The organism is Bradyrhizobium sp. SZCCHNS30572 (assembly GCF_032484415.1).
In the GTDB taxonomy this organism is placed as follows: domain Bacteria; phylum Pseudomonadota; class Alphaproteobacteria; order Rhizobiales; family Xanthobacteraceae; genus Bradyrhizobium.
Map to the genome: position 1 here is coordinate 82,059 of NZ_JAUESY010000008.1, position 24,419 is coordinate 106,477.

The 24,419-nt window shown below is 66.2% G+C and carries 27 protein-coding genes; 8 read left to right on the forward strand and 19 right to left on the reverse strand.

The window, feature by feature from the left end; translation table 11 throughout:
* Positions 1 to 48: 48 nt before the first annotated feature.
* Complete coding sequence (locus QX048_RS22895; RefSeq protein WP_315825239.1) at positions 49 to 627, forward strand: hypothetical protein; 579 nt, start codon at positions 49 to 51, stop codon at positions 625 to 627.
* Between the two features lie 85 nt (positions 628 to 712).
* On the opposite strand, the gene ilvC is transcribed toward QX048_RS22895, so the two are convergent.
* From ilvC to miaA, 7 genes are all read right to left on the reverse strand, one after another.
* Positions 713 to 1,732 carry a ketol-acid reductoisomerase gene (ilvC, locus tag QX048_RS22900; RefSeq protein WP_315713342.1) on the reverse strand — a complete coding sequence of 340 codons (1,020 nt, stop codon included), beginning with the start codon at positions 1,730 to 1,732 and terminating at the stop codon, positions 713 to 715.
* Between the two features lie 150 nt (positions 1,733 to 1,882).
* Positions 1,883 to 2,485, reverse strand: coding sequence for a LysE family translocator (locus tag QX048_RS22905; protein WP_315713343.1), 603 nt, complete (start codon positions 2,483 to 2,485; stop codon positions 1,883 to 1,885).
* Positions 2,486 to 2,713: 228 nt separating this feature from the next.
* The gene (locus QX048_RS22910; RefSeq protein ID WP_315825240.1) at positions 2,714 to 3,403 is read right to left on the reverse strand and encodes a class I SAM-dependent methyltransferase; all 690 of its coding nucleotides are present in this window, start codon (positions 3,401 to 3,403) and stop codon (positions 2,714 to 2,716) included.
* Between the two features lie 3 nt (positions 3,404 to 3,406).
* A complete protein-coding gene (ilvN, locus tag QX048_RS22915; protein ID WP_315713345.1) occupies positions 3,407 to 3,949 on the reverse strand; it encodes an acetolactate synthase small subunit in 543 nt (180 codons plus the stop codon).
* A gap of 214 nt (positions 3,950 to 4,163) precedes the next feature.
* A complete protein-coding gene (locus QX048_RS22920) occupies positions 4,164 to 5,147 on the reverse strand; it encodes a threonine dehydratase (RefSeq protein WP_315825241.1) in 984 nt (327 codons plus the stop codon).
* A gap of 215 nt (positions 5,148 to 5,362) precedes the next feature.
* Positions 5,363 to 7,132 carry an acetolactate synthase 3 large subunit gene (locus tag QX048_RS22925; protein ID WP_315713347.1) on the reverse strand — a complete coding sequence of 590 codons (1,770 nt, stop codon included), beginning with the start codon at positions 7,130 to 7,132 and terminating at the stop codon, positions 5,363 to 5,365.
* 535 nt (positions 7,133 to 7,667) lie between these two features.
* Entirely contained in the window at positions 7,668 to 8,585 is a 918-nt protein-coding gene (miaA, locus tag QX048_RS22930; RefSeq protein WP_315825242.1) for a tRNA (adenosine(37)-N6)-dimethylallyltransferase MiaA, read from the reverse strand.
* Between the two features lie 3 nt (positions 8,586 to 8,588).
* Between miaA and serB the strand changes: the two genes are divergently transcribed.
* Positions 8,589 to 9,479: a phosphoserine phosphatase SerB gene (serB, locus tag QX048_RS22935; RefSeq protein WP_315752739.1), complete on the forward strand. Its 891-nt coding sequence runs from the start codon at positions 8,589 to 8,591 to the stop codon at positions 9,477 to 9,479.
* Between the two features lie 304 nt (positions 9,480 to 9,783).
* Here serB and QX048_RS22940 read toward each other — a convergent pair whose 3' ends face one another.
* The gene (locus QX048_RS22940) at positions 9,784 to 9,945 is read right to left on the reverse strand and encodes a hypothetical protein (protein WP_315769106.1); all 162 of its coding nucleotides are present in this window, start codon (positions 9,943 to 9,945) and stop codon (positions 9,784 to 9,786) included.
* A gap of 14 nt (positions 9,946 to 9,959) precedes the next feature.
* Here QX048_RS22940 and QX048_RS22945 point away from each other — a divergent pair, with 14 nt between their 5' ends.
* The 6 genes from QX048_RS22945 (at position 9,960) to arsH (ending at position 13,562) form a co-directional block, all read left to right on the forward strand.
* The gene (locus tag QX048_RS22945) at positions 9,960 to 10,229 is read left to right on the forward strand and encodes a hypothetical protein (RefSeq protein WP_315769108.1); all 270 of its coding nucleotides are present in this window, start codon (positions 9,960 to 9,962) and stop codon (positions 10,227 to 10,229) included.
* A 454-nt stretch (positions 10,230 to 10,683) separates the two neighbouring features.
* Entirely contained in the window at positions 10,684 to 10,980 is a 297-nt protein-coding gene (locus QX048_RS22950; RefSeq protein ID WP_315713353.1) for a metalloregulator ArsR/SmtB family transcription factor, read from the forward strand.
* Entirely contained in the window at positions 10,977 to 12,029 is a 1,053-nt protein-coding gene (locus tag QX048_RS22955) for a permease (RefSeq protein WP_315769109.1), read from the forward strand. The genes QX048_RS22950 and QX048_RS22955 overlap by 4 nt, the downstream gene beginning before the upstream one ends.
* Before the next feature lie 16 nt (positions 12,030 to 12,045).
* Positions 12,046 to 12,282, forward strand: coding sequence for a thioredoxin family protein (locus QX048_RS22960; protein WP_315713355.1), 237 nt, complete (start codon positions 12,046 to 12,048; stop codon positions 12,280 to 12,282).
* Positions 12,267 to 12,782, forward strand: a complete 516-nt coding sequence (locus QX048_RS22965) for a heme-binding protein (protein ID WP_315752734.1) — start codon at positions 12,267 to 12,269, stop codon at positions 12,780 to 12,782. The genes QX048_RS22960 and QX048_RS22965 overlap by 16 nt, the downstream gene beginning before the upstream one ends.
* Before the next feature lie 78 nt (positions 12,783 to 12,860).
* Positions 12,861 to 13,562, forward strand: a complete 702-nt coding sequence (arsH, locus tag QX048_RS22970) for an arsenical resistance protein ArsH (RefSeq protein ID WP_315769259.1) — start codon at positions 12,861 to 12,863, stop codon at positions 13,560 to 13,562.
* Positions 13,563 to 14,446: 884 nt separating this feature from the next.
* On the opposite strand, the gene QX048_RS22975 is transcribed toward arsH, so the two are convergent.
* The 11 genes from QX048_RS22975 to QX048_RS23025 form a co-directional block, all read right to left on the reverse strand.
* A complete protein-coding gene (locus QX048_RS22975) occupies positions 14,447 to 15,949 on the reverse strand; it encodes a Do family serine endopeptidase (protein WP_315752480.1) in 1,503 nt (500 codons plus the stop codon).
* Positions 15,950 to 16,181: 232 nt separating this feature from the next.
* On the reverse strand, positions 16,182 to 16,388 hold the full coding sequence (locus tag QX048_RS22980; RefSeq protein ID WP_315713359.1) for a DUF2065 domain-containing protein: 207 nt from the start codon (positions 16,386 to 16,388) through the stop codon (positions 16,182 to 16,184).
* A 120-nt stretch (positions 16,389 to 16,508) separates the two neighbouring features.
* Positions 16,509 to 17,447 carry a protease modulator HflC gene (hflC, locus tag QX048_RS22985; protein ID WP_315825243.1) on the reverse strand — a complete coding sequence of 313 codons (939 nt, stop codon included), beginning with the start codon at positions 17,445 to 17,447 and terminating at the stop codon, positions 16,509 to 16,511.
* Positions 17,444 to 18,571 (reverse strand): FtsH protease activity modulator HflK, encoded by a 1,128-nt coding sequence (gene hflK / locus QX048_RS22990; RefSeq protein ID WP_315713361.1) that lies wholly within the window; start codon positions 18,569 to 18,571, stop codon positions 17,444 to 17,446. The genes hflC and hflK overlap by 4 nt, the downstream gene beginning before the upstream one ends.
* Positions 18,572 to 18,821: 250 nt before the next feature.
* Positions 18,822 to 19,334: a dihydrofolate reductase gene (locus QX048_RS22995; protein ID WP_315752478.1), complete on the reverse strand. Its 513-nt coding sequence runs from the start codon at positions 19,332 to 19,334 to the stop codon at positions 18,822 to 18,824.
* Positions 19,331 to 19,816 carry a GNAT family N-acetyltransferase gene (locus QX048_RS23000; protein ID WP_315825244.1) on the reverse strand — a complete coding sequence of 162 codons (486 nt, stop codon included), beginning with the start codon at positions 19,814 to 19,816 and terminating at the stop codon, positions 19,331 to 19,333. Before QX048_RS23000 ends, QX048_RS22995 begins: the two co-directional genes overlap by 4 nt.
* Before the next feature lie 3 nt (positions 19,817 to 19,819).
* Entirely contained in the window at positions 19,820 to 20,614 is a 795-nt protein-coding gene (locus tag QX048_RS23005; protein ID WP_315713364.1) for a thymidylate synthase, read from the reverse strand.
* A gap of 271 nt (positions 20,615 to 20,885) precedes the next feature.
* Positions 20,886 to 22,400, reverse strand: a complete 1,515-nt coding sequence (locus tag QX048_RS23010; RefSeq protein WP_315825245.1) for a tripartite tricarboxylate transporter permease — start codon at positions 22,398 to 22,400, stop codon at positions 20,886 to 20,888.
* 7 nt (positions 22,401 to 22,407) lie between these two features.
* A complete protein-coding gene (locus tag QX048_RS23015) occupies positions 22,408 to 23,187 on the reverse strand; it encodes a tripartite tricarboxylate transporter TctB family protein (protein WP_315713366.1) in 780 nt (259 codons plus the stop codon).
* Between the two features lie 97 nt (positions 23,188 to 23,284).
* Positions 23,285 to 23,818: a chromate transporter gene (locus tag QX048_RS23020; protein ID WP_315713367.1), complete on the reverse strand. Its 534-nt coding sequence runs from the start codon at positions 23,816 to 23,818 to the stop codon at positions 23,285 to 23,287.
* Positions 23,815 to 24,411: a chromate transporter gene (locus tag QX048_RS23025; protein WP_315713652.1), complete on the reverse strand. Its 597-nt coding sequence runs from the start codon at positions 24,409 to 24,411 to the stop codon at positions 23,815 to 23,817. Before QX048_RS23025 ends, QX048_RS23020 begins: the two co-directional genes overlap by 4 nt.
* Between the last annotated feature and the right edge of the window lie 8 nt (positions 24,412 to 24,419).

Genomic DNA, 24,419 nt, shown 5'->3' on the forward strand with positions numbered 1-24,419 from the left:
ACAGAAGCTGCCGAAATGGACTACAATCGCAACAGAAGGAGATGTTCCATGACTCTCGACGTCCTCGCCCGGCCTGGTTCCGAGGCTCGCCTCGCGCCCGTTCCGCAACGGCATGCCGCTGCGTTCTGCTTCGCGCTGCTGACAGGGGCCTGCGCGCTGGCAAGCTTCGTGTTCGCCTGCGCGACGCCGTTTGCGGCCTTCGCCGTGATCGCCGCCGCCATGCTGCCGCTGCGCGCGGCGCTGCCGGTGATGCTCGGCGCCTGGCTGGTCAACCAGGGCATCGGCTTCGGCGCCCTGCACTATCCGGTCGATGCCAACACCCTGGCCTGGGGCGCCATGATCGGCGTCGCGGCGCTCAGCGCCACCGTTGTGGCCCGCATGGCCCTGGCGACCTTGCGCACAGCACCAGCGACGGTTGCGCTTGCTGTCGCGCTCCTCAGTGCCTACGCCGCCTATGAGCTGGTGCTGCTGGCCGCCACGCCGGCACTCGGCGGCGCCGCGAGCTTCGCGCTCCCGATCGTCGCCCGCCTCGGCCTGACCAGCGCCGCCTGGCTCGTCGGCCTCGTCGCCGTCAGCGAGATCGTCCGCCTGCTGACGCCGGTGGCGTCGCGCCGCGCGGCGTCCTGAACGCGCCGGCGGGCCTTCAACGACCCCAAACAGAAACGGCGGGCCTCTGCCCGCCGTTTTCATTTCTCGGTTTCGCCGCAAGACCTCAGTTCTTGCTCTTGTCGACCAGCGCGCCCTTCTTGATCCAGGGCATCATGTCGCGCAGGCGGGCGCCGACTTCCTCGATCGGGTGCTGGGCAAGCTTGGCGCGGGTCGCCTTGAACGAGGTCTGGTTGACCTTGTTCTCCAGCATCCAGTCGCGCGCGAAGCGGCCTGACTGGATGTCGTCGAGCACGCGCTTCATCTCGGCCTTGGTCTCCGGCGTGATGATGCGCGGGCCGGTGACGTACTCGCCGTATTCGGCGGTGTTGGAGATCGAGTAGTTCATGTTGGCGATGCCGCCTTCATAGATCAGGTCGACGATCAGCTTGACCTCATGCAGGCACTCGAAATAGGCCATCTCCGGCGCGTAGCCGGCCTCGGTCAGCGTCTCGTAGCCGGCCTTGATCAGCTCGACCAGGCCGCCGCACAGCACCGCCTGTTCGCCGAACAGGTCGGTCTCGCACTCTTCCTTGAACGTGGTCTCGATGATGCCGGCGCGGCCGCCGCCGATCGCCGAGGCGTAGGACAGGCCGAGGTCATGGGCATTGCCCGAGGAGTCCTTGGCGATCGCGATCAGGCAGGGCACGCCGCCGCCGCGCTGGTACTCCGAGCGGACGGTGTGGCCGGGGCCCTTCGGCGCGATCATCAGCACGTCGAGATCGGCGCGCGGATCGAGCAGGTTGAAGTGGACGTTGAGGCCGTGCGCGAACACCAGCGCGGCGCCCTGCTTCATGTTGTCGTGCAGGTGCTCGCGGTAGATGTCGCCCTGCAGCTCGTCCGGGGTCAGCATCATCACGAGGTCGGCCCACTTCGCGGCCTCGGCGACTTCCATCACCTTGAAGCCGGCGCCTTCGGCCTTCTTGGCGGAGGCCGAGCCCTTGCGCAGCGCGATCGCGACGTCCTTGACGCCGGAATCCTTCAGGTTGAGCGCGTGGGCGTGGCCCTGGCTGCCATAGCCGACGATGACGACCTTCTTGCCCTTGATCAGGTTCAGATCGGCGTCGCGATCGTAGTAGACACGCATTGTCGTTTCCTCTTTGAGATGGCCGGAATTGGCTGGAAAGTCAGACGCTTGGGTGAGGCACGGGCGGCTGCGCCCGGACGAAATCCGGCCCGTGTCTAGAGCATTTTGGCCCTGCTTGGAAACCCCGATCTCGCATGGCGGCAGTCTCCCTCATGCGTCCATGAACACGGGATAGAGCGAGGCCAGGAGCAGCACCGCCATCAGGATGTTGAAGGCGCGGACCGCGCGCTCGGAGCTGAGCAGCGGCCGCAGCGCGGTGCCGAATAAGGTCCAGGTGATGGTCGAGGCGACCGCCATCACGAAGCTGATCGCGACCTGCAGCGCCACGTTGGCCGGAAAGCTGGCGATCGCGGCATAGGCGGTGATGGTGCTGATCACCATCACCCAGCCCTTGGCGTTGACCCATTGGAACAGCGCCGCGCCCCAGAACGACATCGGGCCGCGCGGCTTGGCGTCGTCAGGCTCGGCCGATCCTGACAAGGCGATGGCGACCGCGAGGTAGATCAGATAGGCCGCGCCGAGATATTTCAGCACGTCCTGCAGCAGGGGATAGCGGATGAACACCGTCGCGAGGCCGAAGCCGACCGCGCCGACCATGAAGGCGAAGCCGAAGCTGACGCCCATCATGTGCGGCACCGTGCGGCGGAAGCCATGGGTCACGCCCGATGACAGCAGCATGATGTTGTTCGGCCCGGGCGTGAACGCCATCACGAAGGCGAAGGTGACAAAGGCGATGAGGAGCTGCTGGGACATCTAATGAGCTCCTGCCACACGACGACTTTTCACCCTCCCCTGGAGGGGGAGGGGCGCCTCACATCGTGCGAAGCAACGATGTGAGGCGGGGTGGGGTGATCTCTCCACGCGCGAGCTTTTGCGGCGGCCCACCCCACCCCGATCGCGCATTGCATGGGCGATCGACCCTCCCCCTCCAGGGGAGGGTGGCAGCGTGGCCACCTCACCGTCGTGCAAAAACATCAGCGCCTAGCCCTGCCCCGCCGGCTTCTGCAGCACGTAGGTGGCGTGCATCGGCGCATGGTAGTCGGCGGAGACCGTGACGAAGCCGACCTCGGCCAGCATGCGCTCCATCACCCAGGCGAAGGTCGAGTTCTCGTCGCGCATGTGGGTGATGACGCTGTCGCGGGCGAGGTCGTGGTTCTTGATGTTGAAATCCGCCCACTGCTCGACCGAGCGCTCGACGCCGTCGGGCATGCTGACATAGACGATGTCGCGCAGGAAGAACTGCGCGCCCGGCTTCAGCGCCGCGAAGATGCGCGCCAGCGCCACCGCCTTCCAGAAGTCCGGCAGATGATGCAGCGTGAACTCGCTGGCGATCAGGTCATACGAGTTCGGCTCATAGGCGAACGACAGCAGCCCCGCCGAATGCATCCGCACCGCGGTCCGGCGGTCGCGGGTGTAGATCCGGGTCAGCGCCAGCATCGCCGGCGAGATGTCGATGGCGTCGACGACGGCGCCCATCAGCGCCGCCTCGGTCGCCAGCACGCCGTTGCCGCAGCCGATGTCCGCCACCCGCCAGCCCGGCTTGACGCCGAGCATCTTCAGAGCAGCGCGCGCGCGCTCGTCGGCATCATCGCCCGAGCCGTAGATCGAGGCGACGGCATGATCGAGCCCGATCCGGTTGCGTTCGTTGTAGTACCAGTCGCGCGCCAGCATGGCTCACATCCCTTCCGATCCCCGCCCGATCGCCGCAATGCCGGTCCTGGCGACTTCCACCAGGCCGAGCGGACGCATCAGATCGATGAATTGCGTGATCTTGTCGGTATTGCCTGTGATCTCGAACACGAAGCTTTCCGTCGTGGCGTCGATCACCCGGGCGCGGAACGCATCCGCCAGCCGCAGCGCCTCGACCCGCGGCTCGCCGGTGCCGCGCACCTTGACCATCGCGAGTTCGCGCTCGATCGCGCGCTTGGTCAGCGTCATGTCGACGACGCGGTAGACCGGGATCATGCGGTCGAGCTGGTGCTTGATCTGCTGGATCACCATCGGCGTGCCGGTGGTGACGATGGTGATGCGCGAGAGGTGCTTCTGGCTCTCGGTCTCGGAGACGGTGAGGCTCTCGATGTTGTAGCCGCGGCCCGAGAACAGGCCGATGACGCGCGCGAGCACGCCCGGCTCGTTCTGCACCAGCACCGCCAGCGTGTGCGTCTCGTTCGGATCGTGACGGTCTTCGAGGAAATAGGCTGACGCTGGCTGGTTCATTGGTGTCCCCGTGATAGTTCAACCGTCATGGCCGGGCATAGCAGTCTGCCTTGCGCAGACTGCGTAAACTTGTCTGCGCTCCCGGCCCTCCACGTCGAGCGTCGAGCGCGCGGTTCGTGGATGCCCGGGCCTTCGCCGCGCCGAAGCGGCTTCGGCCGCGCAGGCGGGTCAAGCCCGGGCATGACAGCGGTGTTTGTGGCGAGTTGCGAGCTCCTCATGCGGCCCCCGCTTCGGCATGCGTGGCCGCCGGCAGCACCCAGCGCCTGAACAGGTCGAGATCGATGTTGCCGCCCGTGAGCACCAGGCCGACGCGCTTGCCGGCGAGCCTGCCCTTTTCCTGCAAGGCCGCCGCAAGCGGTGCCGCGCCGGCACCTTCGGCGAGATTGTGGGTGTCGGTCCAGAGAATGCGCACGGCCTCGGCGATCTCGGCGTCGCTGACCTGCACGATGCGCGAGGCGCCTTTCAGGATGATGGCGAGCGCATCGGCATCCGGGCTGCGCGTCGCGAGACCATCGGCGTGGGTGTCGGCACTGTTGGTCGTCACCACCGTCCGCGCGGCGAACGACAGCGCGTAGGACGGCGCCTCGGTCGACTGCACGCCGACGATCTCGGTCTTCAAGCCCAAGAGATCGCGCGCCAGGATGCAGCCGCAGATGCCGGAGCCCTGCCCGATCGAGACGTAGAGCACATCGAGGTCGGGCGCCGTGCGGAACAGCTCCAGCGCGTAGGTCGCGACGCCGCGCACGAGATCGCGATGGAACGACGGCACCATGTGCAGGCCGTCGCGCGCCGCATGGCGGCCGGCCTCCTCGCGCGCCTCTTGGAAGTCGCTGCCGTGCTCGATCAGCTCGGCGCCGAACGCCGCCATCGCGCGGTTCTTCTCGGCCGAGTTGCCACGCGGCACGTAGATCGTCACCGGCAGGCCGTTGCGACGGCCGGCAAACGCGACGCTCTGCCCATGATTGCCGCGCGTCGCGGTGATCAGGCCGCGGACGTCCGGCCGCGTGCGCTTGAGGTTGTCGACATAGACCAGCCCGCCGCGCACCTTGAAGGCGCCGACCGGCGTGTGGTTCTCGTGCTTCACGACGACCCCGGTCCCCAGCCGCGCCGCCAGCAACGGCCACGCATGCGCCGGCGTCGCCGGCACCGCGGCGCCGACGATGGCATGGGCGGCTTCGAGCTCAGCGAGGGTGAACATGAGAACTCCCTGACGCATGGGCACAATGCGGCCGCGCAAGCAGATGAGCTCCCTCGCCCCGCTTGCAGGGAGAGGGAGATTCTCCGCGAGGCCGACTGCGTGGAGAGGCCCCCTCACCCGACGCTGCGCGTCGACCTCTCCCCGCAAGCGGGGAGAGGTTAAGAGAGAGACTGCCGGACGCGCGTGCCATCACCGCACCATCAAACCTATCAGACTCACACCAGCGCCTTGCCGCCCGCGAACGCGGCGGCCGGATCGCTCGCCTCCGCCGGCAGGATCATCTCGTTATGCGCCTTGCCCGACGGAATCATCGGGAAGCAGTTTTCGAGCGCCGCGACGCGGCAGTCGAACAGCACCGGCTTCTTGACCGAGATCATCTCCTTGATCGCGCCGTCGAGATCGCCGGGCTTGCTCACCTGCAATCCGACGCCGCCATAGGCCTCGGCGAGCTTGACGAAATCCGGCAGCGCCTCCGAGTAGGAGTGCGACAGGCGGTTGCCGTGCAGCAGCTGCTGCCACTGCCGCACCATGCCCATGTACTGGTTGTTGAGGATGAAGATCTTGACCGGCAGCTCGTACTGCACGGCCGTCGACATCTCCTGCATCGTCATCTGCACCGAGGCGTCGCCGCCGATGTCGATGACGAGGCTGTCGGGATGGGCGACCTGGACGCCGATCGCGGCCGGCAGGCCGTAGCCCATGGTGCCGAGACCGCCCGAGGTCATCCAGCGGTGCGGTTCCTCGAAGCCGTAGAACTGCGCCGCCCACATCTGGTGCTGGCCGACCTCGGTCGTGATGTAGGTGTCGCGGCCGCGCGTCAGCTCGAACAGCCGCTGGATCGCGTATTGCGGCATGATGACGTCGCGGTTCGGCCGGTAGGCCAGCGAGTTGCGCGCGCGCCAGACGGCGATCTCCTGCCACCACGACTTGATGTCGGGCTTCTTCGCCTCGGCCCTGAACACCTGCAGGATGTCGGCGAGCACGTCGCCGCAATCGCCGATGATCGGCACGTCGACGCGGATGTTCTTGTTGATCGAGGACGGATCGATGTCGATGTGGATCTTCTTCGAGCCGGGCGAGAACGCATCGGTGCGCCCGGTGATGCGGTCATCGAAGCGCGCGCCGACGCACAGCATGACGTCGCAATCATGCATCGCCATGTTGGCCTCGTAGGTGCCGTGCATGCCGAGCATGCCGAGCCAATTGGTGCCCGACGCCGGATAGGCGCCCAATCCCATCAGCGTCGAGGTGATCGGGAAGCCCGTGACCTCGACCAGCTCGCGCAACAGCCGCGAGGCCTCCGGCCCCGAATTGATGACGCCGCCCCCGGAATAGATCACCGGCCGCTTGGCGCCCGCCAGCAGCGCCACGGCTTTGCGGATCTGCATCGCGTCGCCCTTCACGCGCGGCGAGTAGGAGATGTGGACGTCGGACTTGCGCGGCGGATGATAGGTGCCGGTGGCGAACTGCACATCCTTCGGCACGTCGACGACGACCGGTCCCGGACGGCCCGTGGTCGCGACATAGAACGCCTCGTGCAGCACCTTGGCGAGATCGTTGACGTTGCGGACCAGCCAGTTGTGCTTGGTGCAGGGCCGGGTGATGCCGACGGTGTCGCACTCCTGGAACGCGTCGTTGCCGATCAGATGCGTCGGCACCTGGCCGGTGATGCAGACCAGCGGGATCGAATCCATCAGCGCGTCCGCCAGCGGCGTCACCATGTTGGTGGCGCCGGGGCCCGAGGTCACCAGCACGACGCCCGGCCTGCCGGTCGAGCGCGCATAGCCTTCGGCGGCGTGGCCAGCGCCCTGCTCGTGGCGGACCAGGATGTGCTCGACCTCGCTCTGCTGGAAGATCTCGTCATAGATCGGAAGCACCGCGCCGCCAGGATAGCCGAAGAGGTGCTGCACGCCGTGGTCGATGAGCGCGCGCACGATCATCGCGGCGCCGGTCATCTGGTTCGGATCGTGGCTCTTGTCGGTCATGGTGGGCTCCGGATCGCTTCTGTCAGCGGCTGGTCGGTCTTGGTCAGTCGGTTTTGGTCAGTCGGTTTTGGTCACTTGGGTCAGGGTCATTTCGGTCGGATCGCTGGCTTCCAGGCAATAAAAAAGGGCCCTGGAAGGCCCTGCGCACCGCTCGGAATTTGGATGGCCGCTAGCCATCCCCGGCGGTGCGCCTGGGTACGACGGCGATAAGGAGGATGGAAATAAAGTTGCGCATGATGCCGAGCGAGCTTCCCAAAGGTTGCGCGAAACATAGCCGGCGATGCCCCAATGTCAAGGCAAAGCCGGCCCGTCAGCGCGATTTTGCGATGTTAACGCGGAATTTTCCGTTCGGCGAGCGGTAATTTGGCGGTTGGCCTCCGAAACGAGGCAATAGGCTGGATGAGAGTACGGGCTCCATCTCCAAACGAGGTCGTCATTCCGGGGCGCCCGGAGGGCGAGCCCGGAATCCATACTCACGATCGTGGTTATGGATTCCGGGCCCATCGCTTCGCGATGTCCCGGAATGACGATGCGGCTAGAGTTTGACGACCCATCCCTTTGCCGCCTCCGGGCTCATCCACTCGAACTCCGGCAGTTGGTGTCGAAACCAGGTGAACTGCCGCTTGGCATAATGGCGGGTGTCGGCCTTGCCGATGGCGGCCGCCTCCTCCCGCGTGATCTCCCCTCTGATATAGCGGATCAGCGCCGGCACGCCGTGGGCCTTCATCGCCGGCAGCAGCGGATCGAGGCCGCGCGCGGCCAGCCGCTCGACCTCCTGCACCGCGCCGCGCTCCAGCATCAGATCGAACCGTGCATCGATCCGCGCATACAGCGCCTCGCGCTCCGGAGCGATGAACAGCGCCCGATAGCTGCCCTCCGGCAGCAGCGGCGGAGTGGCCTCGGCATGCCAGTCGGCCAATGGCCGACCCGTCGCCTCGATCACCTCCAGCGCCCGGGCCACGCGGGCGCGGTCGCGGACGTTCAGCCGCGCGGCCGCCGCCGGATCGCGTCGCGCCAGCTCGGCATGCAAGGCCTCGACGCCGTCGCGATCGAGCCTGAGACGCGCCGCGTCGCGCACCTCATCCGGCACGGGCGGCACCGCGGACAGCCCTGATGTCAGCGCCTTGAAATACAGGCCAGTGCCACCGATAAAGATCGGCAGCCGCCCGGCCCGTTGCACCTCGCCCAGGATCTCCGCGGCATCCCGGACATAATGGCCGGCCGAGTAGTTCACGCTGGCATCGACATGGCCGTAGAGCCGGTGCGGCACGGTGGCCTCTTCGTCGCAGGTCGGCCTTGCCGTCAGCACCCTCAGATCGCGGTAGACCTGCATGGAATCGGTGTTGATGACGACCCCGCCCGCTTTTTGCGCAAGTTCCATCGCCAGCGCCGACTTGCCGCTGGCGGTCGGCCCTGCGATAAGCACCGCTTTGTTGATCCCTGGCAAAGTCACCTGATGTCTCTCGTCGCCACCTTCATCTGCAATCCCGCCGATCCCGCGCTTGATACCACGATCGTGGAGGCCTTCCTGGCCGTTCTGCCCTCGCCGGGCACGCCGCGCTGGCTGTTCGACGAGGTCGCGATCGACATCCCCTTCGCCCACGACGGCGAGGTCCACAAGCTCGAGGCGCGTCTGCGCGACCTGCGCGGCGACATGCCGATCGACATCGTCGTGCAGGCGGAAGCCGTCAGGCGCAAGAAGCTTTTCCTCGCCGACATGGACAGCACCATGATCGGGCAGGAATGCATCGACGAACTCGCCGATTTCGCCGGGCTGAAGCCGCGCGTCGCCGCCATCACCGAGCGCGCCATGCGCGGCGAGATCGCGTTCGAGCCGGCGTTGCGCGAACGCGTCGCATTGCTGAAGGACCTGCCGGTGAGCGTCGTCGACGAAGTCCTGACCAAGCGCATCAAGCTGACGCCGGGCGGCCGTCATCTGGTGATGACCATGCGCGCCAACGGCGCCTATACCTGCCTGATCTCCGGCGGCTTCACGCTGTTCACCAGCGCCATCGCGGCCAAGATCGGCTTCCAGGAGAACCGCGCCAACGAGCTCATCATCGATGGCGGCAAGCTCACGGGCGAGGTGCGCGAGCCGATCATCGGCCGCGACGCCAAGCTCGCCACCCTGATCGAGCTGCGCGAGGCGTTCGATCTCGACGAGATCGACACCCTGGCGGTCGGCGACGGCGCCAACGACCTCGGCATGATCGAGGCGGCCGGTCTCGGCGTCGCCTATCACGCCAAGCCTGCGGTCTCGGCCGCAGCCTCGGCCCGCATCGACCACGGCGACCTCACCGCTCTGCTCTATGCCCAGGGCTACACGCGCGATCAGTTCGTCGACTGACGAGACTGCGGCCGCGCGGCAGGCCAATAGCCGCGCGAGCCTTTGCGCAATACAGCGCCCTCCCCTGGTTGTGAGAGAGGACGCGTTCATGGGCAGCCGCGATCCCGTCATTGCGAGGGCAGCGGTTTTGCGAACGCTCGAAGATCGCAATCGCATTGCTCCTGTGCGAATCGCCGCCCAAGCAAAGCCGTTACCAAAGCCCTGCCTTCATCGGCTCTCGATCAGCGCATCATCAGGATTTTGTTTCAATCCAGCGCACTCGCACGCAACTCCATTCCAATCTCATTTCAGATCGCAAATCAGATCATTCGCCTTCCGCATCAAGGCGGGACGCGAACTGCCATTTTAACCGCATCACCAATCCATGAATTGTCAAATCATGCTGCAGCGCATATAAAGCTGACAACGCTAGGGAGTGTCCAAGGAAGCGAAAGCGATTGCAGGCCATGCAATCGATCATCGTCACAGAAGGACCTCCCGATGACCATCAAGCACATCATTCCCGGCTCTCTTCTTGCCCTCGCGCTGCTGAGCGGCGCCGCCGTTGCCGGCGAGCTGCCGAGCTACGAAGTCGGCGCGCTGCCGGCCACCCCGCACCAACTCTCCGTCGTCGGTGCATCCGCCGCGCAGCAGACCATTGCGGTGAATGCCGACAGCGCCGCCTCGCCGCACCAGCTCGCCGTGCTCACCCAGCACCACCGCAGCGCTGCGCTCGTCGCTCCGATCACCGTGGGCAGCGTCCGCAACTAGGCAACGCGGGCAACCCATCGTCGGATAGGTAGCGCGCGTCTCGCCGAGCGAGGCCGCGCTCCCTGTTCGAGATAACGCGTGGCGTCGCGCGTGGTAAAGATCCCGGACATCCGCGCCGGGCAGCCCAGACGCCCAGCCCGCTGCACCTATTGGGTCTTCGACGCCAACGCTCTCCGCCTCCGTACCCGGCGCGGCGGCCGCGTCGTCGAGCCCAGCCGCACAGTCACATTCCGGCCGCCGGCGGCAAGACCATCCTGCGCGTGAATTGACCCGACGCCAGCCGGCTCGCCCGATTTCCCAACCGGGATCTCGCAGGGCGTCGCCGCGCGGGCCACGCATCACCAGCCATTATCAGCCTGACGCCACGCGCCGCGCCGATGGCCGGTCAAATCGCACATCCGCAATCATTATATGCGCTATTGCGCAAATACGAAAATACGAATATATTGCCGCCATGTCCGATCCCGTCCCGCTGCTCGCCGCTCTGGCCGAGCCGACTCGTCTCGCCGCCCTGCGCATCCTTTGGGACGGCGGCGAGCACTGCGTCTGCGAGCTCATGCGGCAGCTCCGAGCCAGCGCATCGCGCATGAGCCGGCACATGTCCGCCCTCAAGGCCGCCGGTCTCGTCATCGACCGGCGTGACGCCCAGTGGGTCCGGTATCGGCTGAGCCCTGACCTGACGCCCGATCGCCGCGCCATCCTCGACGCCGTCATGGCGGCCATGCCTGAGCCGAACAGGAGTGCAGCATGAAAACCGAAGCTTCGACCTATCCTGACGGGTCGGCATCGGCTGTGATCTGGATCATCGCGACGGCAGCTGCGATCGCATTGTGGTTCGCGGTCTACTGGCAGCTGGAAGCGTTCTCGGCATGGCTGGTATCGTCGCTGCCGGTGTCCCGCGACAGCCATCTGGAAGAAGCCGCGCGGTTCTTCGTGTTCGACGCGCCCAAGGTCCTGATGCTGATGACGCTGGTCGTGTTCGGCATGGGCGTCGTGCGCAGCTTTTTTTCAGCCGAGCGAACTCGCGCATTGCTCGCCGGCAAGCGCGAGGGCCTCGGCAATGTCGCGGCTGCGATCCTCGGCGTATTCACTCCCTTCTGCTCGTGCTCGGCGGTGCCGCTCTTCGTCGGCTTCGTCTCGGCTGGCGTCCCACTCGGCGTGACCTTCTCGTTCCTGATCGCGGCGCCAATGGTGAACGAGGTCGCGCTCGGCCTGCTGTTCGCGCTGGTCGGCTGGAGGATCGCCGCGATCTATCTGGCCTTCGGCCTGGCGGTCGCGATCGTGGCGGGATGGATCATCGGACGCCTGCATCTCGAAGGCTGGCTCGAGGCATGGGTTCGCAACGTGCGCGCGGGACAGGCGGATCTGCAGCCGGATTCGCCGACCGCCGCCGATCGGATCCGGGCCGGGATCGATGCGGTGCGCGACATCGTCGGCCGCGTCTGGGCATGGATCATCATTGGCATCGCGGCGGGCGCATTCATTCACGGCTATGTCCCGAACGACCTGCTCGCCTCGATCATGGGCAAGGACCAATGGTGGTCCGTGCCGGCCGTGGTGCTGATCGGCGTGCCGATGTACGCCAACGCTGCGGGCATCATTCCGGTCGTCGAGGCGCTGCTCGGCAAGGGTGCGGCGCTGGGAACGGTGCTCGCCTTCATGATGAGCGTCATCGCGCTTTCGTTTCCCGAGATGCTCATTCTGCGCAAGGTGCTGACGCTCCGGCTGATCGCTGTCTTCGCGGGCGTCGTCGCCGCCGGCATCGTCGCCGTCGGCTATCTCTTCAACGCCCTGTTCTGATGAAAGGACAAGCCCCATGAAGAACGTCAAGATTCTCGGCTCCGGCTGCAAGCGCTGTGTTCAGACCGCAGCAATGGCCTCCTCTGAAGCAAGCAAGCTCGGCATCGAGATCGAGCTGGAAAAGATCACGGACTTCGCCGACATCGCCCGGTTCGGCATCGCCTCGACGCCGGGCGTGGTGATCGACGGCAAAGTCGTCCATGCGGGCGGGCTGCCGAAGGCCGAGGACATGGCGAAATGGCTGTCGGCGTGATGGCGTTGCGTCCGCTGCTCGCAGCGGTCCTCCTGCTCGGCCCGGCTGTCGTGGCGCGCGCCGACGAACCGACGTGGACGCGGCGCATCATCGCGCCGGACACGGCGCTCAAAGCGGCACAGGCGGCGCTCGCGGAGTGCCGCAAACGCGGCTGGCAGGCTGCCGTGACCGTGAGCGATCCGTCGGGGCTCGCGCTGGTCACCCTGCGCGACCGTTTCGCCGGCTGGCATACCCTTGAGGCCGCGACGGGCAAGGCGAGGACGGCCGCGAGCTGGCGCGAGGCGACGAGCACGCTCGCAGCCCGGCTGGCACGACCGGACGCCGCGGAGCGGGCCATCGTCAACGTTCCCGGCGTTGTCATGGTCGGCGGCGGCATGCCAATAGAGGCCGCTGGCCAGCAGGTCGGAGCGATCGGCGTATCCGGCGCGCCCGGAGGCGACAACGACGACATCTGCGCGAAGGCCGGCATCGAAGCCGTCGCTGCGGACATCGCGTTCTGAGCGCTTGTACCGGCGTATCGCGAACGAGGACGGCCAACGCCGATCATTTTGCCGGAGGATACCGCGTTGTCTGACACGATGCCTCAATTGGACGAAACCTCATTCCGTGCCATCGACCGCGCGAAGCTGCTGGAGCCTGCGCTCTCCTCCCACCCTCCGCGAATCCTGCTGCTCTACGGATCGCTCCGGCAACGCTCGTTCAGCCGGCTGCTGACCGAGGAAGCGGCGCGCATTCTCGTGCGCTTCGGCGCGGAGACTCGGACTTTCGATCCGCGCGGCTTGCCGCTGGTCGACGACGCCGAGCCGGACCATCCGAAGGTCCGCGAGCTGCGCGATCTCGTGACCTGGTGCGAAGGCATGGTGTGGTGCTCGCCGGAGCGGCACGGCGCGATGACCGGTGTGATCAAGACCCAGATCGACTGGATCCCGCTGTCGCTCGGCGCCGTCCGGCCGACGCAGGGCAAGACGCTGGCGGTGATGCAGGTTTCTGGCGGCTCGCAGTCGTTCAACGCGGTCAATCAGCTTCGGGTGCTCGGCCGCTGGATGCGCCTGATCACCATTCCGAACCAGTCCTCGGTGCCCAAGGCCTTCGCGGAGTTCGACGACGCGGACCGCATGAAGCCGTCCCCCTATTACGATCGCCTCGTCGACGTGATGGAAGAGCTGGTCAAGTTCACGCTGCTGACGCGCGACCGCGCCGACTATCTGGTCGACCGCTATTCCGAGCGCAAGGAGAATGCCGAGGCGCTGTCGCAGCGGGTCAATCAGCGGTCGCTCTGAGCCGGCGCTCCCGGGAGTTCGCGGATGGCGGCCACCAACTTCTGATAAAAATAATTACCTTGCGTATTTACGGAATTCATGATTGTATCCGCGCATCCCGCCTCACTGCGGAGGGGCGTTGCGCGCGATCGTCACGACACGCGAGGCGGGGAGCGATGGCCGCGAGAGATCGCAGCGTCTTCTCACGAGGGCGCGGACGAACGATCGCTTGCGGACGTGAAGTCGCAGCGTCCTGACACCCCGATGCTGGTGTCACGTTCGCGACGGCGCTGAAGCGCCGCGCGGACAATGGTGGCCAACAAGCCCGGCGCACCAGGGAGACTGCGTATAAGCGTGAAGACCGTCGCGCAGGGAATGCCGGTTGAATCGGCTTTGCCTGTGGTACCTGCCGCCTGCATTTTTTTTCGCAGGCGGGCCATGGGTGAGGCCTTCACCCGGCATTCCCTGCGCCCTCTGCATTCTCGCGAGGGACGAACTGATCGCAGGCCTCGGGCGCGATGCGCCGCGAGACTGCAAAGCTATGTCGATCGCTGTTTGAGCCGTGAATTCGCCTTGCGAACCGTCGTCGTCCCGGACAAGCCACGGCGCGCGCCAGCGCGTCGGGGCGCCGATCCGGGATCCATACGCCGCGGCCGTCGTGACGAGCAAACAGCCAATGATCAGCCCGCCCCAAACTGCTCCCTGGGGGCTATGGTCCCGGCTCGAGGCCGGGACGACAGCGGAGTGTGGAGCTGCCGCAGGGTGGGCAAAGCAGCGCCCGCAGGCGCAGCGTGCCCACCACCGTGCCGCGAGCTCGGAGCCGGATGGGTGGGCGCGGCGCGGGAGAGAGCGCCTTAGCAGGCGCACCTCACGGCGCGCCTTTGCCCACCCTACTGCATCGTGCCCTACTGCAGGCTCAACGCCACGAAGCGCAGCTCGCCGTCGGCGTTGGAGACGAGCAGCAGCACCGACTTCTTGCCGTCCTTCTTGAGCTGGTCGACGCGCTTCTTGATATCGGCGCCCGAGGTCACCGCCTCCTGGGCGACCTCGACGATGACGTCGCCGGCCGACAGCCGCTTCTCGGCGGCGTCGGAGGCCTGGTCAACACCGGTGACGACGACGCCCTTGACGCTGTCCTTGATCTTGTAGCGGGCGCGCAGGTCCTTCGACAACGCGGCGAGATCGAGCCCGAGCGCCTTCTGGGTCACCGGCTTCTCGGCCGGCTCGTCCTTCTTGATCGCCGCCTGCTGCACCTTCTCGGTGTCCTCGAGCCGGCCGAGCTTGACCTTGAGCGTCTGCTCCTGGCCCTTGCGGATGACGATGACGTCGACCTCCTTGCCGACGGCGGTGTCGGCGACGATGCGCGACAGGTCCTTCGGCTCCTTGATGTCATGGCCGTCGAACTTGACGACGACGTCGCCCGGCTCGATGCCGGCCGGCTTGGCCGGTCCCTTGTCGTCGACGCCGGCGACCAGCGCGCCGCGCGCCGGCTTGATGTTGAGGCTCTCCGCGATCTCGTCGGTGACGCCCTGGATGCGCACGCCGAGCCAGCCGCGGCGCAGCTCGCCGAACTGGCGCAACTGGTCGACGACGCCGGCCACGGTCTTCGAGGGCACCGCGAAGCCGATGCCGATCGAGCCGCCCGACGGCGAGATGATCAGCGTGTTGACGCCGATGACCTCGCCCTCGAGGTTGAACAGCGGGCCGCCGGAATTACCGCGGTTGATGGCGGCGTCGGTCTGGATGTAGCTGTCATAGGGCCCCGACGAGATGTCGCGGTTCTTGGCCGAGACGATGCCGGCGGTGACGGTGCCGCCGAGACTGAACGGGTTGCCGATCGCGACCACCCAGTCGCCCAGCCGCAGCTTGTCGGAGTCGCCGAACTTGACCACCGTCAGCGGCCGCGGCGGCTTGAACTTGAGCACCGCAAGGTCGGTCTTCTTGTCGACGCCGACCAGCTCGGCCTTGATCTTGGTGCCGTCGTTGAGGATCACGTTGATCTCATCGGCATCGGCAATGACGTGGTTGTTGGTGACGACAACGCCCGAGTCGTCGACGATGAAGCCCGAGCCCAGCGAGTTGGTGCGGCGCGGCGAGTTGTCGGCACCGCCCCGGCCGCCCGGACCGCCGCGGCGGTTCTTGAAGAAATCGTCGAAGAACTCCTCGAACGGCGAGCCGGGCGGCACCTGCGGATTGGCGTTCCGCCCCTCGGACGAGCCGCCCTTGGGCTCGACAGTTTGCGAGGTCGAGATGTTGACGACGGCGTCGATCACCTTTTCGGCGACATCGGCGATCCCCTCCGGCCCCCGCGCCGAGGCCGGGGCCGGCGCGAGCGCCCAGCCCGCGGCAAGGACCGCCGCGGTCAGGATCGGGCGCAGTCGACGGCTGAAAGCAAGGGTTGCGGTCATCGGGCGGATCTCCAGAAAAGTCGGCAAATTCAACTGTTACAGTGCGCCGGAACCGGCGGGGGACGCAAGCACGCCGGATCGGACCGCAGATTCATCATTGAGGGCGACCTAATACGGCAAAATGGCGCAGCCATCGCCTCACAATGGCGTTGGCCGGGCAGCAGACCGTCATTGCAGCGGTCGCGCCTCGTTCCTGTGCGACGGGGCACGCAAACGCACGACAATCCACCGCTCAGATCGGCCGCCGGATCACCCAGATCAGGACCAGGCCGGCCACCGCCGAGCCGATGCCGACTGCGCGCAGCACGTTGTCGGGCGTGGTCATCGCGGTCTTCATGGCCCGCCGCATCCACTCCGGACTGGCCGCGAACAACAGGCCTTCGAGCACGAACAGGATACCTAATCCGATGAGGAAATCGGAAAACGCAATGGACCTCATCGGACCCGGACCTCCCGTTCGATCTTCTTGATATGTAACGGGGCGAAGCAACGGCTTCGCCCCCTCCATGTCAACTCTTATTCGCCCCGATCAACGGCCCCGGCATCGAGGCAGGCGCCATCAGGGCTTGGGCGCCGGCACCGCGACGGCCGCCGTCGAGCTGGCGGTGGACGGCGTCTCCCCCGCCGGCTTCCCCGAGGGGTTGGCGAAGTAGCGGAAGAACTCCGAATCGGGCCGCAGCAGGAAGCGGGTGTCGCCGGATTTCAGACCGTTCTCATACGCCGCCATCGAGCGGTAGAAAGCGAAGAAGTCGCGGTCCTTGCTGTAGGCCTCGGCGAACAGCCGGTTGCGTTCGGCATCGCCGGCGCCGCGGGTCTGCTCCGCCTGCGAGTTGGCCTCGGCGACGATCACGGTGGCCTCGCGATCGGCCTTGGACCTGATCTCCTGGGCCTTCTGGCCGCCGAGCGCCCGGAACTCCTCGGCCTCGCGCTGCCGCTCGGTCTTCATCCGGTTGTAAACCGCCTGGCTGTTGGCCTCCGGCAGGTCGGCGCGACGGATTCGGACGTCCACCACCTGGATGCCATAGGCGTCGGCCTCCTTGTCGAGCTGATCGCGGATCTTGCGCATCAGCGCCTCGCGCTCGTCGCGCACGACTTGCGTGAAGGTGACCTCGCCGAGCACGCGGCGCAGCGCGGCGTTCAGCAGCGTGCCGAGCTGGACGTTGGCGGTCTGGATCGAACCGACGCTCTGGTAGAACTGCAGCGCGTTCTTGATCTTGTAGCGCGCGAAGGCGTCGACCACGAGTCGCTTCTGGTCGAACGCGATCACCTCCTGCGAGGGGTTCTCGAGGTCGAGGATGCGCTTGTCGATCGAGATCACGTTGTCGATGAACGGTGCCTTGAAGTTCAGACCGGGCTCCGTGACGACGTCGACCGGCTTGCCGAACCGCACCACCAGCGCCTGCTCGGTCTGGTTCACGGTGAACAGCGAGCTGTAGCCGATGACGACGAGCACGAGCACGGCGACGAGCGCGACGATGCCTGCAACGGGGGACCTCATCGGACGCCTCCCTGCTGAGCGGCCGGCGCCGGACGGCGCGGCAAGAGATCGCCGAGCGGCAGCAGCGGCACGGGGCCGCCGGTGGCGCCGCTGTCGAGCACGAGCTTCTCCGAGCCACCGAGCACGCGCTCCATGGTCTCGAGATAGATCCGTTCGCGGGTCACGTCGGGCGCCTTCTTGTACTCGTCATAGACCTTGAGGAAGCGCGCGCTCTGGCCCTTGGCCTCGGCGATCGCCTGCTCCTTGTAGCCCTCGGCGACCTGCAGGATCTGCGCGGCACGACCGCGCGCATCCGGCACCACCTTGTTGGCGTAGGTCTGGGCTTCGTTCTGGAGACGCTCGAGGTCGGCACGCGCCGCCTGGACGTCGCGGAATGCCTCGATCACCTGGGCCGGCGGATCGACCTTCTGCATCTGCACCTGGGTGATCTGGATTCCGGAGCCGTAATTGTCGAGCGTCTTCTGCATCAGTTCCTGCACGTTCTGCTCGATCACGGTGCGGGCACCGGTGAGGATCGGCTGGATGTTGGAGCGGCCGATCACCTCGCGCATCGCGCTCTCGGCCACCGCCTTCACGGTGCCCTCGGGGTTCTGGATGTTGAACAGGAAGTCGGCCGCGCCCTTCGGCTTGATGCGCCAGAGCACGGTGACGTCGACGTCGACGATGTTCTCGTCGCCGGTCAGCATCAGGCTTTCCTCGGGGACATCGCGACCGCCGCGGCCGCGCCGGCCGGGATCGTCATTGGCGGTGATGCCGATCGAGATCGAGTTGACGCGCAGCGCCTTGGGCAGCAGCACGGTCTCGATCGGGTAAGGCAGGTGATAGCGCAGGCCCGGCTGCTCATCACGGACATATTTGCCGAAGCGCAGCACGACGCCGAGCTCCTCGGACTGCACGCGGTAGATGCCGGAGGCGAGCCAGATGATGATGGCGCCGAGCACGATCAGGAGCACGCCCGCAGTGCCGAAACCGCCGCCCGGCACGAACTGCTGCAGCCGGTCCTGGCCGCGCCGCAGAAGATCTTCCAGGTCGGGCGGCCTTGGACCGACCGGTTGCGGTCCCGAGCCCCAGGGCCCCTTCGGACCCTGACCCCACGGGCCTCCGCCCTGATTCTTCCACGCCATCGATCGATCTCCTCCGAGAGGCTGAGTGTACACCAACGCCGGCCCCGACGGTCGCCGGGTTATAAGGGACGGCCCCGCCCCTTACAACGTAGCGCTCCAGCTAAGCCCGAACCGGGTTTTGTCAATGTAAACAGGGTCGGAAGCGCCGGTTTGCCGCGGCCTCAGCTCCGCCACGCCGTCAAACTGCGCGACTTCATCATTAACGGATGGTCTTGAGGGGGCCGACGCGTCGATCCGACCGGCGAAACGCTCACCGCCGCCGGCGATAGGTGACGTAGGAGAATTCGGCCTGATCGTCGGGCCCCGAGGCATGGCGCTCCCGCGCCACCTCTTCCCATTGGGCCGGGTCGATCGCCGGAAACACGGTATCGCCAGGCGGGCTCGCATGCACCTCGGTGATCTCCAGCCGGTCGGCGACCGGCATCGTCGCAGCAAAGAGCTCGGTGCCTCCGATGACCGCGATCTCCGCGGCTGAACGCCGCAGCGCATCACCACGCGCGATGCCGAGCGCTTCATCGACGGTATGGGTCACGATCGCGCCCGGCGCGCGAAACTCGGCATCGCGGGTGACGACGATGTTGGTGCGGCCCGGCAGCGGCCGGCGCGGAAACGAGACGAAGGTCTTGCGGCCCATCACGATCGGGCGGCCCATGGTCATCGCCTTGAAGCGCTGCATGTCGCTCTTCTGCCGCCACGGGATCGCACCGGCGGCGCCGATGATGCCGTTGTCGGCGACCGCGACGATCAGCACGATCTCGATCACGGCGCCCTCTCCGCCAGTTGAGCCAGAGCTTCGCCGGTCACCTTGCATAGCGTCCACTCGTCCATGAGCTCGGCGCCGAGCGATTTGTAGAAAGTGATGGAAGGAGCATTCCAGTCGAGCACCGACCATTGCAGCCGCGCCCAGCCCTTTTCGACGCAGGTCCGCGCGAGGTGACCGAGCAAGGCCTGGCCGATGCCATTGCGGCGAAACGCCGGCCGCACGAACAGGTCTTCGATATAGATCCCTGGCTTGCCGGCAAACGTGGAGAAATTGACGAACCAGACCGCGAAGCCCGCCACCGCGCCGTTCCATTCGGCGAGATCGCAGAACAGCGTCGGGTGCTCACAGAACAGCGCGCCGGCGATGCCGGCCTCGCTCGCGCCGACCTCGTGCGATAGCTTCTCGTAGTCGGCGAGCTCCCGGATCAGCGCGAATACGCTTCCGATGTCGTCAGGCCGGGCGCTACGGATCGAAACCGGCATGCGTCAGACCGCGACCTCGGCCTTGATATGCGGATGCGGATCGTAGCCGGCGAGCGCGAAGTCCTCGTAGCGGAAGCCGAAGATGTCCTTGACGTCCGGATTGAGCGTCATGGTCGGCAGCGGACGGGGCGCGCGCGTGAGCTGCAGGCGCGCCTGCTCGATATGGTTGGAATAGAGATGCACGTCGCCGAAGGAGTGCACGAATTCGCCGGGCTTCAATCCCGTCACCTGCGCCGCCATCATCGTCAGCAGCGCATAGGATGCGATGTTGAAGGGCACGCCGAGGAAGACGTCGGCCGAGCGCTGGTAGAGCTGGCACGACAATCTGCCGTTCACGACATAGAACTGGAACAGGCAGTGGCACGGCGGCAGCGCCATCTTCTCGACGTCGGCCGGGTTCCAGGCCGTCACGATCAGCCGGCGCGAATCCGGATTGCGCCTGATCATGTCGATCACGTTCGTGATCTGGTCGATATGACCGCCGTCCGGCGTCGGCCACGAGCGCCACTGATAGCCGTAGACGGGGCCGAGATCGCCATTGGCGTCGGCCCACTCGTCCCAGATGGTGACGCCGTTGTCGTGCAGATATTTGATGTTGGTGTCGCCCTTCAGGAACCACAGCAGTTCGTGCACGATCGCCTTGAGCGGCAGCCGCTTGGTGGTCACCAGCGGAAAGCCGGCCGCAAGGTTGAAGCGCATCTGGTGGCCGAACACCGACAGCGTGCCGGTGCCGGTGCGGTCGTGCTTCTCGGCGCCGTCGGACAGGATGCGTTCGAGCAGGTCGTGATACTGGTGCATGGTGCGCGCTGGCGGCCTTTCGCAGAAGGCGGCGAATTTAACGACAGGGATCGCCCGGCCCTAGCCTCGACTCGGCCCGGCCGCTAATTATACCCTGAAAAATGTCGGCCACCGCTGCAAACGACAAGGGCGGAACCGCACGTTCCGCCCCCCCTCCCGATCCATGGCCGTTCCGTACCCAGCTCGCGTGCTTGAGGACCGCGGACCATTTGACGATCTCGCCCTTCACCAGCGTCCCGAGCGCCTCCGGCGTCCGGTCCGCCGACGCAGGTCAGCCTTCGCTCTCCACGAAGACCTCGTCGCGCTTGCGGCGCAACGTCGGCAGCACCGCCAGCACCAACAGCCCCGCCGCGATCGCGAGCAGCACGGCCGACAGCGGCCGCGTCAGGAACACCGACCAGTCGCCGCGCGAGATCAGCAGCGCCCGGCGCAGGTTCTCCTCCATCAACGGGCCCAGCACCATGCCGAGCAACAGCGGCGCCGGCTCGAAATCATGCTTGATCAGCCAGTAGCCGACGAGGCCGAACGCGCCCGCCAGGACGACGTCGACCGGCGCGTTGTTGACCGAATAGATGCCGATCGCGCAGAAGATCACGATCGACGGGAACATCAGCCGGTATGGCACGCGCAAGAGCCGCACCCAGATGCCGACCAGCGGCAGGTTGATGATGATCAGCATGAGATTACCGATCCACATCGAGGCGATCATGCCCCAGACCAGATCGGGCTGCTTCTGCATCACCTGCGGGCCCGGCACGATGCCGTGGATGGTCATCGCGCCGACCATCAGCGCCATGACCGCATTCGGCGGAATGCCGAGCGTCAGCAGCGGAATGAAAGAGGTCTGCGCCGCCGCATTATTGGCGCTCTCCGGCGCCGCGACGCCCTCGATCGCACCGCGACCGAACCGCGACGGATCTCGCGCGATCTTCTTCTCCAGCGTATAGGCCGCGAACGAGGCGATCACCGCACCTCCGCCCGGCAGGATGCCTAGGATTGAACCGAGCACCGTGCCGCGCAGGATCGCCGGCGCGGAGTCCTTAAGATCCTTCCTGGTTGGCATCAGGCCGGTGATCTTCTTCTGCACGAGGTCGCGGTCCATCTCCGCGCCGGCATCGAGATTGCGAATGATCTCGGCAAAGCCGAACACGCCCATCGCGACGGTGGCAAAGCCCAGGCCGTCGGCGAGCTCGGGAATATTGAAGGCCATGCGCGAGACGCCGGTCTCGATGTCCGAGCCGACCGTCGACAGCAGCAGGCCGAGCACGATCATTGCGATCGCCTTCAGCACCGAGCCCTTCGCCAGCACGACTGCGAAGATCAGGCCCAGCACCATCAGCGAGAAATACTCGGCCGGGCCGAACGCCAGCGCGAGCTTGGTCAACGGCGCGCCGAGGATCGCAATCAGCACGGTGGCAACGCAGCCGGCGAAGAATGAGCCGATCGCGGCAATCGCCAGCGCTGGACCGGCACGGCCCTGCTTCGCCATCTGGAAGCCGTCGAGCGCGGTCACCACCGACGTCGCCTCGCCGGGAATGTTGACCAGGATGGACGTCGTCGAGCCGCCATACTGGGCGCCGTAGTAGATGCCGGCCAGCATGATCAGCGCGCCGACCGGCGGCAGGCCGAAGGTGATCGGCAGCAACATCGCGACGGTGGCGATGGTCCCGATGCCCGGGAGAACGCCGACCAGCGTGCCGACCAGCGCGCCGATCAGGCACATCAGCAGATTGATTGGCGACAACGCGACGGCGAAACCGTGGGCGAGATTTGCAAACAGATCCATCACGCCCTCACTGCAAAAGGAAACGCGGCAACAGCGGCATCGGCAACCCCAGCACGTAGGGGAACAGCAGCGCGCAGCCGCCGGTCAGGCAGATGCCGACGATCAGGGCCTCGCGCCAGCGCGTCTCGGGGCTGCCGATCGCCGCGATCAGGAAGCTTGCAAGCCCCGTGACCAATAGTCCGAGCGGGCGAATGGAGACGGCGAAGGTCAGGATCGCGAGCGAGACGAACAGCGGTCCGCGCCAGTGATAGGTCGCAAGCTGCGCGCCTTCACTCACGACGCCGATCACGGCCACGGCAGCTCCGAGCCCTAGCAGCAGCAGACCGAACATCCGCGGCGCAGTTCCGGCACCGAACGAGAAGCCGCGCATGCCCTGCAGGTCGCTGGAGGCCCACAACGCGAACAGCGCGATCGCCATCAGCACGACGCCGCCGAAATAGTCCTGCGGCGCGCGTGGACGTACCATGAATGTGAACACCGCGACCGCGATCAGCGGATAGGTGTAGATGAGAGCCAGCAGAACATCGGAAGACAGCGAGGTCTTGCCGCTTGCGGCATATTGCTGCGCCAGGCTCGGGATCGCCATTGACAAGGCCGACGCATGGGCTCCAATGACCTGCAGCGGACCGCGTCCGGAGAGTGGACCTACAAGACCGGCCAAGGCGATCAGCAGTTCGATGATCTGTGGCGCGAAGGCAAGGACCAGAATGATCGATGCGCCGGTCACGCTGCGGGCGGCCGACATGCCCGCCGTTTCGCCCGACAATTGGCCCGTGGTCTCGGCCATGCCTCGCCCTCCCCGATCGGCCTTGATGGCCGGCACTGTTTTCGTTCGGCGGCCCGGAGCAAACCGGTCGCGCTTCTATTTTGCCTAGCGACTTTCCCTAGAGAAGGCCAGCAAAACCAAGACAGCCGCCCGCGGCGAGCAGCCAGAGCGGATTGAGTCGCGTCATAGATGCAACGACTGCGGCAAGGACCGTCAGCGCGAACGCCCGCCACGTCTGGTCGGAAGCCTGACCGAGAATCCATGCGCTCGCCGCCATCAAGCCGATCGACAACGGCACCAGCGTCGCCTGCAGCATGGCGGGCCAGCGCGCATCCCGCGCATTCGAGAGCCAGCGGCTGACAAAATAGGAGAGCACGGCGGTGGGACCGCACATCGCGATCGTCGCGACCGCCGCACCTGCCACGCCTGCGACCGAATAGCCGATCAGGGTGACGATCAGAACGTTGGGCCCGGGCGACAATTGCGAGAGTGCGAACAGATCGGCGAACTGTTTGTCCGTCATCCAGTGCCGGGCCTCGACTGCAACACGTTGCAGTTCGGGAATCGCCGCCACTGCGCCGCCAACCGCAAACAGCGAGATCAACGCAAAGGTCCAGAACAGCTGGAACAACGGATTGTCGTCCCCGCTCATCGTGCCGACCGCGTCTTGGCATAGGTGACGGCTAGGCTGAGCGGCACGGCCACCAGCAGAACCTCCTGAAGCGGCAGGCGCGCCAGCCCGATCGCCACGAACACGCCAGCCACGACGGCAACGCCCGCCACGTCGCTCTTCTTCAGGAGCGGCGAGATCATGCGAAACACCACCGACGCCAGCAGACCCACGGCCACGCAGGACACGCCTGCAAGCGCCCGTCGCCACGTGTCGGCTTGTCCAAAATGACCGTAGATGGCACCGAGAGAGGTAATCAGCAGCATCGGTGGTCCGAGCAGGCCTGCAAAGGCAGCGATTCCACCCGCGACACCGCGCAATCGCGCGCCGAACACCACGGAGAAATTCACGATGTTCGGTCCGGGCAGGAAATGACAGAGCGCGAAGGTCGCGTTGAACTCCTCCGCCGTCATCCAGTGATGCTCATCGACGATCGCACGCCGCGCGAACACCAGCACGCCGCCGAAGCCCGACAGCGACATTTTCGCGAATGCGAAGAAGAGCGTGCGGAGGCTGGGCGGGTGTCTGGCGATGTCGGCAGCGGGAGAGGCAACCTGCGCAGCTTCGGGAGGCATGCCGCACT